This is a genomic window from Roseomonas sp. OT10, assembly GCF_020991085.1.
Lineage (GTDB): Bacteria > Pseudomonadota > Alphaproteobacteria > Acetobacterales > Acetobacteraceae > Roseomonas > Roseomonas cutis.
The window spans coordinates 3,136,825-3,151,421 of sequence record NZ_CP087719.1 but is presented as its reverse complement, the minus strand read 5'-3'; the positions used below and the strand labels follow the sequence as shown (position 1 = coordinate 3,151,421).

At 74.2% G+C, this 14,597-nt stretch carries 12 protein-coding genes; all 12 read right to left on the bottom strand.

The genetic code is table 11. The annotated features are described in order from the left end of the window. Nucleotides 1-38: 38 nt before the first annotated feature. The 12 genes from LPC08_RS14485 to LPC08_RS14430 all read right to left on the bottom strand — a co-directional run bounded on the left by LPC08_RS14485 (nucleotide 39) and on the right by LPC08_RS14430 (nucleotide 14,576). Nucleotides 39-1,586 carry a DUF885 family protein gene (locus LPC08_RS14485; RefSeq protein ID WP_230448953.1) on the bottom strand — a complete coding sequence of 516 codons (1,548 nt, stop codon included), beginning with the start codon at nucleotides 1,584-1,586 and terminating at the stop codon, nucleotides 39-41. Nucleotides 1,587-1,597: 11 nt separating this feature from the next. Continuing rightward, nucleotides 1,598-2,707 (bottom strand): Gfo/Idh/MocA family protein, encoded by a 1,110-nt coding sequence (locus tag LPC08_RS14480; RefSeq protein ID WP_230448952.1) that lies wholly within the window; start codon nucleotides 2,705-2,707, stop codon nucleotides 1,598-1,600. Next, the gene (locus tag LPC08_RS14475) at nucleotides 2,704-3,741 is read right to left on the bottom strand and encodes an oligopeptide/dipeptide ABC transporter ATP-binding protein (protein ID WP_230448951.1); all 1,038 of its coding nucleotides are present in this window, start codon (nucleotides 3,739-3,741) and stop codon (nucleotides 2,704-2,706) included. The genes LPC08_RS14480 and LPC08_RS14475 overlap by 4 nt, the downstream gene beginning before the upstream one ends. Next, a complete protein-coding gene (locus tag LPC08_RS14470) occupies nucleotides 3,738-5,639 on the bottom strand; it encodes a dipeptide/oligopeptide/nickel ABC transporter permease/ATP-binding protein (protein ID WP_230448950.1) in 1,902 nt (633 codons plus the stop codon). The genes LPC08_RS14475 and LPC08_RS14470 overlap by 4 nt, the downstream gene beginning before the upstream one ends. A gap of 52 nt (nucleotides 5,640-5,691) precedes the next feature. Then, nucleotides 5,692-6,657 (bottom strand): ABC transporter permease, encoded by a 966-nt coding sequence (locus LPC08_RS14465; protein ID WP_230448949.1) that lies wholly within the window; start codon nucleotides 6,655-6,657, stop codon nucleotides 5,692-5,694. A gap of 3 nt (nucleotides 6,658-6,660) precedes the next feature. Then, complete coding sequence (locus LPC08_RS14460) at nucleotides 6,661-8,238, bottom strand: ABC transporter substrate-binding protein (protein WP_230448948.1); 1,578 nt, start codon at nucleotides 8,236-8,238, stop codon at nucleotides 6,661-6,663. A 125-nt stretch (nucleotides 8,239-8,363) separates the two neighbouring features. Beyond that, nucleotides 8,364-9,671 (bottom strand): metal-dependent hydrolase family protein, encoded by a 1,308-nt coding sequence (locus LPC08_RS14455; RefSeq protein WP_230448947.1) that lies wholly within the window; start codon nucleotides 9,669-9,671, stop codon nucleotides 8,364-8,366. Further along, nucleotides 9,664-10,488 (bottom strand): SDR family NAD(P)-dependent oxidoreductase, encoded by an 825-nt coding sequence (locus tag LPC08_RS14450; protein ID WP_230448946.1) that lies wholly within the window; start codon nucleotides 10,486-10,488, stop codon nucleotides 9,664-9,666. Before LPC08_RS14450 ends, LPC08_RS14455 begins: the two co-directional genes overlap by 8 nt. Before the next feature lie 179 nt (nucleotides 10,489-10,667). Beyond that, the gene (locus LPC08_RS14445; protein ID WP_230448945.1) at nucleotides 10,668-12,194 is read right to left on the bottom strand and encodes an ABC transporter substrate-binding protein; all 1,527 of its coding nucleotides are present in this window, start codon (nucleotides 12,192-12,194) and stop codon (nucleotides 10,668-10,670) included. A gap of 47 nt (nucleotides 12,195-12,241) precedes the next feature. Beyond that, the gene (locus tag LPC08_RS14440) at nucleotides 12,242-12,910 is read right to left on the bottom strand and encodes an RraA family protein (RefSeq protein WP_230448944.1); all 669 of its coding nucleotides are present in this window, start codon (nucleotides 12,908-12,910) and stop codon (nucleotides 12,242-12,244) included. Between the two features lie 11 nt (nucleotides 12,911-12,921). Further along, on the bottom strand, nucleotides 12,922-13,734 hold the full coding sequence (locus LPC08_RS14435; protein ID WP_230448943.1) for an ABC transporter permease: 813 nt from the start codon (nucleotides 13,732-13,734) through the stop codon (nucleotides 12,922-12,924). Then, nucleotides 13,731-14,576, bottom strand: coding sequence for an ABC transporter permease (locus LPC08_RS14430; RefSeq protein WP_230448942.1), 846 nt, complete (start codon nucleotides 14,574-14,576; stop codon nucleotides 13,731-13,733). The genes LPC08_RS14435 and LPC08_RS14430 overlap by 4 nt, the downstream gene beginning before the upstream one ends. Between the last annotated feature and the right edge of the window lie 21 nt (nucleotides 14,577-14,597).

The window sequence follows — 14,597 nt, the reverse complement described above, 5'->3', positions numbered from 1 at the left end:
TCCTGGCCCGGCCGGGCCAGGATGCGGGCGGCGCCGCATCAGGTCCCGGCCGCCACCAGGGCTTCGTGCGCCCAGCGCACCGGGACATGGCCCTGGGCGAGCAGCCGGTCATGGAAGTCGCGCGCGGCGAGGGGGGAGCGGCGTCGCATCGCGCGGATCTCCCGCGTGCCCAGCCAGTACATGGCGCGGCTGCCGGGGAATATCGTGTTGCGCACCACCTCGGCCGGCGCGCGCGCGGTGGGGAAGCCCGCCTCCTCGGTGTAGAAGCGCACCGCCTCCGCCTCGCTCCACTCGCCGCGGTGCAGGCGCAGATCGACCAGGACGAAGGCGATGTTGCGCCGCTCCGCCGCCAGTTGGAGCAGCTCCTCCCCGGGCGGGAGGAAGCCCGGCATCTCCCGCATCAGGTCCTGGGCATGGCAGGCCCAGCCCTCGACCATGGTGCCGGCGCCCAGCAGCGTCAGCCCCATCGCCGCATCCGTCCCCGCCACCCGCGCCAGCACGCCGGGGGCGGCACGGGCGCGGGCGTTCTGGGTGTGATGGCCGAGGCTGCCGTGATGCACCGCATGGGTGGAGCGGATGGCCGGCAGCGTCTGTCCCTCCGCCGTCCAATAGATGCTGCCGCGGCCGGGGCGGAAGGCGGGCGGCGAGCGGTACGACAGGAAGTACAGGCTCGGCGCCGCCAGGCGGAAGGCGGCGGGGATGGGGCGGAAGGTGAGGCCGTACTCCGACGCGGGCGTGACCAGCCCGGCGGCGGCGCGCATCGCCCGCTCGTGCCACACCTGATAGGCGGAGGGCGGGTCCGTGGCGACCGTGCCGCCCGCGATCTGCTCGCGCCAGCCGCATCCGGGGTTCCGCCGCGCCGCCTGCGCTTCCAGCTCGGCCGTCACCTCGGCGAAGGCGGCCTCGGCGTCGCGGATCGCCTCGGCGGTGCCGAAGGGCAGGCCGTGCACCGCGCGCAGGATCAGATCGAGATGGGCGTCGCCACAGGCGGGATCGGCATCCGGGCGGCCCTCCAGCGCATCCCCGAAGCGGGCGAAGGCCGCCGCCGCCCGGGCGGCCGGCGCCTCCCACGCCTCCTGCCATGCCGGGTGGCGCGGCAGCCTTTCCGTCATCAGGGCCGCCAGCGCCGCCGCCTCACGCCGGGCCCGCGTGACCCAGCCGCCAGGAAGGGGCAGGCCCTGCAGCCGCGCCAGGCCGTCGCCCAGGAAGTCCGGGATGGCCTCCAGCCGCGCCGTCACCGCCTCCGGCGGGCCGGCGCTCTCCGGCAGCAGCAGGGCGATGACGCCGAAGCCCGCCTCGCCCGTGTACCAGGCGGGATTGTGGAGCCGGGGGCGGCGCTCCAGCTCGGCCAGGGCCAGACGGATCGCGGCCGCCGCCATGCGCCGGTCCATCCGCTCGCCCGGATCGGCCGTCCCCGGCAGGGTGGCGAGGCGCCCGGCCAGCGCCTCCAGCCCGCGGCGCTCCTCCGCGACGGTGCCGGCGCCCGCGGGCGGCAGCCGGTCGTCATGCCCGGCCGCGCCCATGAAGGTCGCGTCCACCGGCCGGAAGCGCAGGTGGTGGTCGAGGAAGTCCTGGCCGATGCCCATGACGGACTGCCTCAGCCCGGCAGCGTCACCCAGCGCCGCTCCGCATGGGCGAGGATGATGGCGTCCACGATCTCCTGGCTCTTGGCGCCGTCGAAGAAGGTGCATTCGGGCGGCGTCCCGTCGAGGATCTCGTCCACGAAGTGCCGCACCAGGTTGCGGTAGTAGAGCGGCGCCCAGGGGGTGTTGACCGTGGTGCCGGGCGCGTAGTGCTCCGGCGCCAGCTCGACCTTGCGGAACTCCACCGCCTCGGCCGAGGCGACGTGCAGCGTCTCCGCCACGCCGTACTCCTGGATCAGCCGCGCCACCGCCGCGCCCTTGGTGCCATAGACGCGGATTTCCACGCCGGGGTAGTTGCCGACCGCGATGTAGGAGGATTGCAGCAGCCCGTGCGCGCCGGAGGCGAACTCCACGATCGCCACCGCAGCATCCTCCACCGCGATGCGGTGCCGGCCCTCGCCATGGCCGCGCACCACGCGCTCGGGGATGAAGTTGCGCATGGTGGAGGCGACGGCGGAGAAGTCGCCGCCCAGCCAGCGCATCAGATCCACGAGGTGCGAGCCGTAGCCGATGATGGCCGAGGGGATCAGCGTGTTCCAGTCCGCGCCCGGCGGCACTTGGCGCAGCGGGAAGTCGGGGTCGAGGAACTGCGAGTTCTGCTCGAAGCCGTGCACGTGCAGGATCTCGCCCAGCGTGCCGTCGAGGATCCAGCGCTTGATCTGCCGGATGGCGGGCGAGTAGCGGAAGGTGAAGCCCAGCTTGGTCCGCACCCCCGCGGCATCGGCGCGGCGGGCGAGGTCGAAGGCCGGCTCCGCCTCCGTCGCCAGCGGCTTCTCGCACAGCACGTGCTTGCCGGCGGCGATCACGTCGCGGCTCAGCGGCAGGTGGGTGTGGGTGGGGGAGCAGACGTCCACCATCCGCACCTCCGGGTCCTCCAGCATGGCGCGATGGTCGGTGTAGACCTTCCGCGCGCCGTACTTCTCCGCCATGGCGCGGGCGCGGTCCTCCTGCAGGTCGCAGATCGCGACCAGGTCGGCCCGGTCGCAGTTGGCATAGCCCGGCAGGTGCGCCTTGTCGGCCCAGGCGAAGGCCCCGATCACTCCGACGCCCAACTTTTCCGTCACGCGGCGATCTCCTCGGTGGTGGCGCGCGGCAGGCCCTGGGAGGCGACCTCCGCGGCGAAGTGGCAGGCGGCCCAGCGCCCCGGTGCGACGGCGGCGGGGGGCGGGGCGGTGGTGCGGCAGACGGCGCGCGCCACGGGGCAGCGCGGGTGGAAGCGGCAGCCCGCGGGCAGCGCGGCGGCGGAGGGCAGCTCGCCCGACAGCCGCACCCGGGCGCGGCGCTCGCCCGGGCGATGCTCCGGCACGGCCGCGACCAGCAGCCGGGTGTAGGGATGCGCGGCGGCGGCGATCAGCGCCTCGGCCGGCCCTTCCTCGACGATGGCGCCGAGGTACATCACCGCGATCCGCCCGGCCATGTAGCGGGCCACCGCCAGGTCGTGGGTGATGACCAGGATGGCGAGGCCGTGCCGCGCCGAGAGGTCCAGCATCATGTTCATCACGCCGGCCCGCACGGAGACGTCGAGCATCGAGACCGGCTCATCCGCCACGATCAGCTCCGGCCGCAGCGCCAGCGCCCGGGCGATGGCCACGCGCTGCAACTGCCCGCCCGAGAGGTCGGCGGGAAAGCGGCCGGCGAAGCGCGCGGCGGGGCGCAGCTCCACCTCCTCCAGCACCGCCTCCGCCCGGGCGCGGCGCTCGGCGCGGGTGCCGATGCCGTGGATGGCGAGCGGCTCGGCCACCGCCTCGGCGATGCGGTGCCGGGGGTCCAGCGCCTCGAAGGGGTTCTGGAAGATCATCTGCGCCCGGCGCCGATGCGCCCGCAGCGCGGCGCCGGACAGGGCCGCCAGATCCTCGCCACCGAAGCGCAGGGCACCGCCGTCGGGACGCTCCTGCAGCGTCACGATGCGGCCGGTGGTGGTCTTGCCGGACCCGCTTTCCCCCACCAGCGCCAGCACCTCGCCGCGCGCGAGGGTCAGGTCCACCCCGTCCACCGCCCGCAGCGGGGCGGCGGGCCGGCCCAGCAGCGCCGCCAGCATCCCGCCCCGCCCGGCGAAGGACTTCCGCAGCCCCCGGGCCTCCAGCAGCGGCGCGGTCATGCCGCCTCCCCCGGCACCAGGGCACGCGCCGGTTCCGGCCGCACCGCCCCGGCGAAGTGGCAGCGCGCGGCATGGCCCGGCGCCAGGGGCACCATCGGCGGCACCGTCTCCCGGCAGAGCGGCCGCGCCATCGGGCAGCGCTCCGCGAAGCGGCAGGCGGCGACCGGACCGGTCGCGACGAAGGGGGCGCCGGGCAGGGAGTCCACCCGCCGGCGCGGCCCGTGCAGCGACGGCTGGGCGCCGACCAGGGCGCGGGTATAGGGGTGGCCCGGCGCCTCGAAGACCGTGGCGGCGGGGGCGATCTCCACGATCTCGCCGGCATACATCACCGCCACCCGGTCGCAGGTCTCCGCCACCGCGCCCAGGTCGTGCGAGATCAGCACCAGCGTGAGGCCGAGCCGCCGGCGCAGCGCGTCCAGCTCGCCCAGGATCTGGTCCTGCACGATCACGTCGAGCGCCGTGGTCGGCTCGTCGGCGATCACCAGCTCCGGCTCCAGCAGCAGGGCGAGGGCGATCATCGCGCGCTGCCGCATCCCGCCGGACAGCTCGTGCGGATAGGCGGAGAGCCGCGCGCGGGGGATGCCGATGGCGTCGAACAGCGCCGCCGCGCGGGCCTCAGCCTCGGCGCGCGAGGCGCCGGGGCGGTGCAGGCGATAGGCGTCCACCAGCTGCCGCCGGATGGTCCGCACCGGGTTCAGCGCGTTCATCGCGCCCTGGAACACCACGGAGAGGCGGCTCCAGCGCACGTCCCGCATCGCCGGCACGCCACGGAAGCGCACGGGCCGCCCGTCCAGCAGCAGCGGCCGCCCGGCGAAGCGCACCTCGCCCGCCGTGAGCGCGGCATTCGCCGGCAGGACCTGGAGCAGCGCGGCGCCCAGGCTGGACTTGCCGCAGCCGCTCTCGCCCACCACCCCCAGCGCCTCCCCGCGCGCAAGGTCGAGCGAAACGCCGTCCACCGCGCGGATCGCCGTCCCGCCCAGCCGGTATTCCAGCCGCAGGTCGCGGACCGAGAGCAGCGGCGCCGCCGGGTCGGGCGGCGGGGCGGCGCCGGCCTCGACCGGCGGGCGGGGCGGGACGCGCTCGGCCATGCGGCGCAGGGCGGGGTTCAGCGACTGGTTCAGCGCATCGCCCAGCAGGTTCAGCGCCGCCACCAGCAACAGCAGGGCGAGGCCGGGGAAGACGGAGATCCAGGGCGCGAGGCGCAGGTGGCGCTGCCCCTCGAAGATCATCCGCCCCCAGGAGACGGCATCCTGGTCGCCCAGCCCGAGGAAGGAGAGTCCCGCCTCGATCAGCACGGCCGAGCCCATCAGCAGCGTGGCGTCCGTCACGATGGGCGGCAGCGCGTTGGGCAGGACGTGGCGCAGCAGGGTGCGCGCATCCGACGCCCCGGCGGCACGCGCCGCCTGGACGTAGGTGCGCTCGCGCAGCGCCAGCACCTGCGCCCGGGTGATCCGCGCCGGCCGCGGCCAGGTGGTCAGCGCGATGGCCGCCATGATCCACCCCGTTCCGGAGCCGAACAGCGCCACCACCAGCAGGGCGAGGAAGAAGGAGGGGATCAGCAGGAAGATGTCGAACAGCCGCCCCAGCAGCGTGTCCACCCAGCCGCCGTACCACCCCGCCAGGGCGCCCAGCGTGACGCCGAGCAGCACCGACAGCGCCGCCGAGCCGATCGCCACCAGCAGGGCCAGCCGCGCGCCCCAGACAAGGCGGGAGAGCACGTCGCGGCCGAAATTGTCGAAGCCGAGCCAGCTCTCCTCGCCCGGCGGCGAGTAGGGGATGCCGTCCATCGCGTGCGGGTCGGGCAGCGGCAGCACGGGCGCCAGCAGCGCGAGCGCCAGGGCCAGAAGAACCAGCGCGGCGCTGATGGCGGCGGCGGGGCGGCGGAGGGCGGCGATCATGGGCGCCCGCGCGGGCGGCGCGCTCCCGGGCGGCGCCTGGGCCGCTCCCGCCTCACAGCCGCACCCGCGGGTCGAGGGCGGCATAGGCGAGGTCGGTGGCGAGCGAGGAGAGCGCCACCGTGGCCGACATGGCGATGAAGGTGCCCAGGATGACGGGCGTGTCGCGCGCCAGGATGGCGTCGTAGAGCATCCGGCCCAGGCCGGGCCAGGAGAAGACGGTTTCCGTCAGGACGGCGCCGGTCAGCAGCAGCCCGACCTGGAGGCCGAGCACGGTGACGATGGGCAGCGCGGCGTTGGGCAGGGCGTGGCGCAGCAGCACGTCGCGTTCCGGGAAGCCGATGGCGCGGGCGGTGGCGACGTAGGGTTCCGTCATGGCCTCGGCGACCGCCGTGCGGGCGAGGCGGACATACTGGCCGACGGAGATGGTCATCAGCGACAGGACGGGCAGCACCAGGTGCCAGGCCACGTCCGCGGCACGCGACAGCCCGCCGGCGGTGGCGCCGGGCGTCGTCATGCCCATGGTGGGAAAGAGCGGCACCTGCACCGAGAGCAGCAGGATCAGCATCAGCCCCAGCCAGAAGACGGGCACGGAGAAGAGCGCCACGGAGAGGGCGCTGACCGCGCTGTCCAGCCAGGAGCCGGGGCGGCGCGCGATGGCTGCCCCGATCAGCGTGCCGAGGACCACCGAAAGGAACAGGCTGGTGCCGACCAGCAGCAGGGTGGCCGGCACGCGCTCCAGGATCTCGCCCAGCACCGGCTGGCGCGAGCGGAAGGAGAGGCCCAGGTCGCCCGTCGCCACCTGGCGGAGATAGACCCAGAGCTGCTCCAGGAAGGGGCGGTCGAGGCCGTAGCGCTCCCGCACCATGGCGAGGTAGGCGGGATCGGCGTTCTCCCCCGCCAGCAGGATGGAGACGTCGCCGGGGGCGAGGTGGATCAGCAGGAAGTTCAGCACCACCACCGCCAGCGCCACGGGGACGAGCTGCAGGCTCCGCGACAGCAGGACCCTGCGGAGCCGCACGGCTCAGCGCCCGGGCGGCTTCACGGCGTAGAAGCCGAACCAGGTGAGGGAGCGGTCGAAGCCCTCCGGCTCCACGTTGAAGCCCGACCAGCCGTTGCGGATCAGCGTGGTCTTCTGCTCGTCGAACAGCGCGATGTAGGGCAGGTCGCGCGTCACCATCGCCTGGATGCGGTGATAGAGCCCGCGCCGCTCCGGCCCGTTCGGCATGCCGGACGCCCGCGCCGCCAGCGTGTCCAGCTCCGGGTTGGAATAGGACATGAAGTTGCGCCCGCCCTCCGTGCCGAAATGCTCGCGATAGGCGTCCGGGTCGGGTCCGTAGCGGGTGAAGTAGCAGGAGATGTCGAAGTTCTTCTCCTGCTGCCGGCGGAACCAGGTGGCCTGGTCGAAGCTCTCGAGGCGCGCGTTGATGCCCACCTGGCGGAGCTGCTGCACCAGCACCTCCATCATCGCGCGGCAATCGGCCAGCACCGGGTGCGTGACCGCCAGCGCGAAGCGCCAGCCGCCGGCACCGCGCGGATGCCCCGCCTCGTCCAGCAGCCGCTCGGCCGCGGCGCGGTCGGGGGCGGGGAAGCTCGCCTCGCGGTTCATCATCTCGCCCTGGCTGGCGACGGAGGCGTGCATCTCCGGCTTCCACTGGCCGGCGAAGGCCAGCCGGTTCATCGCGTTGCGGTCGATGGCATGCCCGATCGCCTGACGCACGCGGATGTCGTCCAGCGGCTTGCGCGCTAGGTTGAGCTGGATGTCGCGGGTGAAGTGCGAGGGGGTGAAGACCACGCGCGGGTCCTGGCCACGGCGCAGCGCCGCGACCTCCGCCATCGGCGGCGCGTAGTCGAAGGGCAGGTAGGCGAAGCGCCCGGCGTCGAACTCGGCGCGCGCCACGGACGGGTCGGTGACGTGGCGGAACAGCAGCCGGTCCACCGCCGGCCGGCCGCGCGGGTAGTCGGCGAAGGCCTCCAGCTCCACCGCGCCGCCCTTCTCCCAGCGCACGAAGCGGAAGGGGCCGGAGCCGACGGGCGCGTTGACATAGGGGCCGGTGTCGAAGCCGTCCTGGTCCTGCCAGAGGTGCTTCGGATAGATCTTCGCCGTCCAGGTGGAGACCTGCCCGAGCATCGGCACGAAGCCCGTCTCCGGCGCATGCAGCCGGATCACCAGCGTCGTCGCGTCCGGCGCCTCGATCTCCTTCACCGAGCGCAGCACGACATAGGCCGGGTAGCGCTTGCGGATGATGGTGTCGTAGGTGAACTTCACGTCCTCGGCGGTCACGGGCCTGCCGTCGTGCCAGCGCATGTCGGGGCGCAGCCGGAAGGTGACGGTCAGCCCGTCCGCGCTGGTTTCCCAGGATTCCGCGACGTCGCCATAGACGGCGGTGCCGCGCGTGATGCCCCAGTCCAGCGCGACGAGGTGGCTGTAGACGTTGCTGGTGGGGCCGTAGCCGCCCGTGTCGGAGGCGAAGTTCGGGCTCAGCGTCCGCGGTTCCGACACCTGCGGCACCTGCAGCACCGATGGCGCCTGGGCCGAGGCGGCACCGGGCAGCGCGAGCGCGGCCAGCAGGCCGCCGACCATCAGGGCACGCCTCAGCATTCCCGTCCTCCTCCGATCCCCAGCCAGTCGGCGAACGCTATCAAGCGGCGTTCTCCGCCGCCAAGCCTTCCACGCCGCCGTGTTTGCCGGCATGTGGAAGTCTCCCGCCCGGGACGGCCGGCCGCTCAGGCGGCGGCCGCGGCGAGCGGGCCGCGGTCGAGCGCCGCCGCCCCGTCCTTCAGCACCAGGCGCAGCCGCGCTGCGTCTTCCAGCACCCGGATCTCCTCCAGCGGATCGCCTTCCACGGCGATCAGGTCGGCCCGGTAGCCGGGGCGCAACTGTCCCGCCTCATCCCCCAGGCCCAGGCAGGCGGCCGCGTCGCGCGTGCCCGCCAGGATCGCCTGCATGGGCGTCATCCCCGCCTCCACCATCAGGCCGAACTCCACCGCGTTGCCCCGGTGCCGGAAGGGTCCGAGATCGGTCCCCAGCGCGATCCGCACGCCGGCGGCCAGCGCCCTGGGAAAGCTCTCCGCCTGCCGGCGCCGCAGCCCCTCTGCCCGCGCCGGCACCTGCTCCGGCAGCAGTGCCGGATCGCGCGCGCGGATGGCCAGCACCTCGCGGAAGACGGCGAAGGTCGGCACCAGCCAGGTGCCCTGGCGGACCATGCGCTCGATCTGCGCCTCGGTCAGGGCGGCGCCGTGCTCCAGGCTGTCCACCCCCGCCTCCAGCGCCATCTCCACCCCCTCGCCGCCATAGGCGTGCACCATGGCCGGCAGGCCGGCGCGGTGGGCGGTGTCCACGATCGCCCGCACCTCCTCTGGCGCGAACTGCGGCACCAGCGGCCCGCCGATGCGCGAGGAGATGCCGCCGGTGGTGCAGAACTTGATCCAGTCGGCCCCGGCCATGACCATCTCGCGCACCTTGCGGCGGCAGTCCTCCGGCCCGTCGCAGCGGCCGTCCGGCAGGCCGGGCAGCTTCGGGAAGTCGCGCTCGATCCCGGCCGGCAGCCGGTGGTCGTTGTGCCCGCCCGTCTGGCACAGCAGGTTGACGCTGATGCGCAGGCGCGGCCCCGCGATCAGCCCGGCTTCCACCCCCGCCTTCATCCCCGCATCCAGTCCGCCGGCGTCGCGGATGGTGGTGAAGCCGCTGCGCAGCGTGTCGCCCAGGATGCGCGCCGTCTGCAGCACGGCCAGCGTCGGGGAGACCTGCGCCCGCTGCGCCCAGCTTCCCTCCGGGCTGGCGAGGTGGTCGTGGCAGTCGATCAGCCCCGGCATCACCGTCAGCCCGCGCGCGTCCCAACGGACGGCGCCGGCGGGGCAGGGCAGCTCCGCCTCCGGCGCCACCGCGGCGATGCGGCCCTCCGCCACCAGCAGGGCGTGCGGCCGGTGTCCCCGGTCCCGGCCGCTGCCGTCGATCAGCCGGGCACCCGCCAGGTAGAGCGGCGGGGCGCCCGGCCCGCCGGCCCCCGACGCGGCCAGCCCAGGCTCAGCCACGGCCGTCCAGCGCCGCGTGGTCGTGCTGCTCGCCCAGCGCGTAGTGGCCGGCCATGGTGCCGCCATCCACCCGCATCTGCTGCCCGGTGATCCAGCGCGCCTCCTCCGAGGCCAGGTAGGCGACGAGGCTCGCTACTTCCTCCATCTCGCCCAGCCGGCCGAGCGGGATCATGCGGATGTAGCTGTCGCGATAGGCAGCGGAGATGTTCTGCTCGTCGCGCTGCGAGGGCACCTCGATCAGCCCGGGCGCCACCGCGTTCACCGTGATGCCGTGCGGCGCCAGCTCCATCGCCAGCACCTTGGTCAGCATCACCAGCCCCGCCTTTGAGGCGCAGTGCGCCGCCCCGCGCACCCGCCCCATCTCGGCGGAGAGGGAGGAGATGTTGACGATCCGCCCGCCCCGCCCGCGTGCCACCATGCCCTTCGCGACGTGCTTGCAGGCCAGGAACGGGCCGGTGAGCTGCACGGCGAGCTGCCGCTCCCAGTCCGGCAGCGGCGTGTCCAGCACCAGCTTGTGCAGCACCACACCGGCATTGTTGACCAGGATGTCGATGCCGCCGAAGCGGGCCTCCACCGCCGCCGTCATGCGCGCGACCTGCGCCTCGTCGGAGACGTCCACCGGCACCGGCTCCGCCAGCCCGCCCGCGGCGCGGATGGCGGCGGCGGCGCGTTCCGCCGCGCCCAGGTTGATCTCCGCGATCGCCACCTGCGCCCCCTCCGCCGCCAGGCGCTCCGCGATGGCGAGGCCGATGCCGGTGCCGGCGCCCGTCACCACGGCGACCTTGCCGCGAAAGCGTGGGTTGGGCTGCTCCGCCATGGCGGCCTCCTTGCGTCTCGAGGGCTTCCCGGGCGGGCCGCCGCCGGCATGGTCGGGCCGCAGGACGCGCCGGGAAAGGGGCGGGCCGCCGTCATGTTTCCCAGCATGCGGAAGCCGGGCGGGACAGGCGGCCTGCGCGCGTCCCGGCGGCAGGGACGGGGTGCCCCCTGCCGGCCGGGTCAGGCGAAGAACACCTCGTCCAGCGTCGCGCCCGAGAGGGTGGAGAGCGCGCCGGGCAGGTGGGTGAAGCCCTGCACCCGGCGGTCCATGCCATAGCCCTGGCTGCGCCAGGCGAGGCCCACCAGCGGCACCTCCTCCAGCGCCGCGCGCTGCATCTCGCGGTAGATCTCGATGCGCTTCGCCGCGTCGAACTCCGCCCGGCCGCGCGCCAGCGCTGCCACGGTGCGCGGCGCGCTGAGGCCGAAGGAACGGCCATGGGTGGCGGAGAGCGAGGTATCCATCACCACGCTCAGCCCGTCCGGGTCGTTGCTGTCGGCGCTGACGCCGTGGATGGCGATCTCGTACTGGCCGCGCGTGCCCAGGGAGACGCGGGTGGGCCAGTCCGGCAGGCGCAGCTCCGCCTGGATGCCGATGGCGGCCAGGTGCTGCTGCACCACCTCGGCCGTGTCCTTGTGCATGCCGTACTGCGCGGTGGCGAGCAGCGTCGTCTGGAAGCCGTTCGGCACCCCCGCCTCGGCCAGCAGCGCCTTCGACCGCCCGGGATCATAGGCCCAGCCGCGCGCGAGCCGCTCATCGTACCAGGGCGTGCCGGGGGCGATCGGCACGCCCTCCAGCACCGCGCCGCGGCCGAAGAAGGCGGCCTTGACGATGTCCTCGCGCCGCACCGCATGGGCGACCGCGCGGCGCACCCGCGCATCGGCGAAGGGCCCCCGGCTGCCGTTGAACAGGATGTCCATGAAGGGCCCGTTCTGCGTGTCGAGCTTCAGGCGCGGATCGGCCTCGATCGCGCCCATGGACTGCCAGGGCACGTACTCGATCATGTCCACGTCGCCGGATTGCAGCGCCACGGTGCGCAGGCTCTCGTCGGCATAGACGACGAAGCGGATGCCCTTCACCTTCGGCACGCCGCGATAGGGGTAGCGGTCGAAGGGGACGAGGTCGATCGAGGTACCGCGCTCCTGCCCGGCGATGCGGAAGGGGCCGGCGCCGATCGGGTCGGCGGTCGTCGACTTCCGCGACAGGATCGGCATGTTGTAGTTGCCGAACCAGTTCGGGACGGTGGCGATGGGCTCCTGCATCACCAGCCGCACCGTGTGGTCGTCCGGCGTCTCGATGCGCGCGACCTGCTGGAACTGCGCGCGCATGTAGGCGGTGGATTTCTCGCCGGCGATCTGCTCGATCGACCACTTCACGTCGGCCGCCGTCACCGGGTCGCCATTGTGGAAGACCGGCTCGCGCCGCAGCCGGAAGATCCAGGCATCGCCGTCGCGCGACCAGGATTCCGCCAGCTCGCCGCGCAGCTCGCCCTGCGCGTCGTAGGAGACGAGGCGACGGTGGGTCAGCAGCTTGATGGTGCCCGCCGAGGCGCCGGCGCTGATCCAGGGCGACAGGTTCGGCGGAAAGGTGGAGAGGCCGAAGCGCAGGATGCCGTTCGCCGGCTGTGCCCGCGCCGGGGCGCGCAGCGCAGCCACGGCGGCTCCGGCCGCCAGCAGGCGGCGTCGCGTGGTGGTCAGGCGGTCGGTCATGCGGGTCGCTCCCGGCGGCGGGGGTTGCGTGTCGGAGGGCGGGCGGGTCAGCCCAGCGCCGCCAGGACCTTGGCCGTGGCGCTGCTGATGTCGCCCAGCTTCTCGCCGGCCGCCACGCGCGCCTGGGTCCGCAGCCCGCGCTCCTGCCGGGCGATGGCCTCGCGCGCCTCCGCCTCCGCCTCGGCGGGCGGCAGGATCAGCACGCCGGAATCGTCGCACAGCACCGCGTCGCCCGGCATCACCACCACGCCGCCGATGGCGATCGGCACGTTCAGCCGCCCGGCCACGTCGTAGCCGCGCGTGGTGATCGGCGCCATGCCGCGGCACCAGAGCGGGAAGTCCGACGCCTCCACCTCCTCCAGGTCGGTGCAGGGGCCGTCCACCACCCCCGCCTTTGCCCCGGCCGCCTTGGCCGCGACGGTCACGCCGCCGCCCCAGCAGGCGTGGCGGTCGTCGCCTAGCCGGTCCACCAGCAGGATGTCGCCCGGGCGCAGCAGCCCCAGCGCGTGGTGCAGCAGGGTGGAATCCTGCGCCGGGATCTGCAGCGTCACCGCCGTGCCGGCGACGCGCTTGTTGCGCAGCGCCGGCTGCACGCGGCGGTCCACGAAGCCCCAGTGGCGCCAGTGGCCGACGGTCGCCGTCTCCGTCTGCTCCAGCAGCGCGATGACCTCGGCGCTGATCTGCGGTGCGCTCTTCTCCACCACGTATGTCGGCATCGTCCAACCCCTCACTCGCGCGCCAGCGCGCGCTGGAAACCCACGAGGCGCTCGACCAGCAGCACGACGGCCAGCGCCACCACGATCAGGGCCATGGCCAGCGCCGCGACCAGCGGGTCGGACCGGCTCTCGGCATAGCGGAACATCTCCACCGGCAGGGTGGAGAGGCGCGGCCCCACGACGAAGAGGCTGATCACCGTCTCGTCGAAGGAGACCAGGAAGGCCAGCGCCGCCGCCGCGACCGCCCCGGGGGCGGCGAGCGGCAGCGTCACCCGCAGCGCCGCGCGCAGCGGCGTGGCCCCCAGGGTCCAGGCGGCCTCCTCCACCTCGCGCGGGACGGCGGCGAAGGCCTGGACCATGATCCGCACGGCGAAGGGGATGGCCACCAGCGAATGCGCCAGCACCAATCCCGGCCAGGTGGCCACCAGCCGCAGCGGCTGGAAGGCGAGCAGCAGGGCGAGGCCCAGCACCAGCGTCGGCAGCAGCAGCGGCGCCGCCAGCAGCCCGGCGATCACGCCCTTGCCGCGGAACTCCAGCCGGGCGAGCGCATAGGCGGCGGGTCCCCCCGCGAGCAGCGCCAGCGCCGCCACCAGCAGCGCCAGCATCAGGCTGGTCCCCAGCGCGCCCATGAGCTGCCCGTTGGAGAACAGCGCCGCGTACCAGCGGGTGGAGAAGCCCGGCGGCGGGAAGGTGAGGTAGTTGCCGGCGCTGAAGGAAACGACCAGCACCACCAGCCCCGGCGCCAGCAGCAGCGCATAGCCCGCCAGCGCGAAGAGCCGCAGCAGCGGCCCCGGCGCGGTGACCGGCCGCATCCGCCCGCTCACGCCGCGCCCCTGGAGCGCTTCGCGACGCCCGTGACCACCCCGCGCAGCAGCACCAGCGCCAGCAGGGCGAGCAGCAGCAGCATCGCCAGCACCGCCGCCACCGGCCAGTCTACGGTCAGCAGCGCCTGGTCGTAGATCTCGGTCGCCAGGGTGAAGACCCGCCCGCCGCCCATCAGCCGCGGCGTGACGAAGGCCGAGACCCCCAGCACCAGCCCGAGCAGGAAGGCCCCCAGCAGCGCGGGCGCGGCCAGCGGCAGCGTCACCCGCAGGAAGCTGCGCGCCCGGTTGGCGCCCAGCGTCGCCGCCGCCTCCTCCAGCACCGGGTCCAGCCGCCCCAGCCCCGCGATCAGCACCAGCACGGCATAGGGCATCAGGCTCTCCGTCAGCCCGATCCAGACCCCCGTCCAGTTGTTGATGAGCGGCACCGGGCCGGAGGTCAGCCCCAGCCAGGACAGGGTCACGTTGATCAGCCCCACATCCCCCAGGATCGCCCGCCACCCCACCACCCGCGCCGTGCCCGAGACCAGCAGCGGCGAGATCGCCAGCAGCGCCAGCAGCGTCCGCCAGCGCGGCGCCGCCCGCCGCACCACCAGCACCACCGGCAGCGCCAGCGCCGCCGCGATGGCGGAACACCCGGCCGAGAGCACCAGCGTGTCCCAGGCCAGCCCCCAGGTGAAGGCATCCCCCGTGACCTTGGCATAGGTGTCGAGGGTGAGGGCGGTCTCCATCGCCCCCGTCTCGGAGGTCCGGTTCAGGCTGATCCGGAACAGCCCCGCCATCGGCCAGAGGAAGGCGAGCGCCATGACGGCGAGGGCGGGGGCGCTGAGGAGCCAGCCGGTCATGCGGCGTGGCTCCGGACCCCC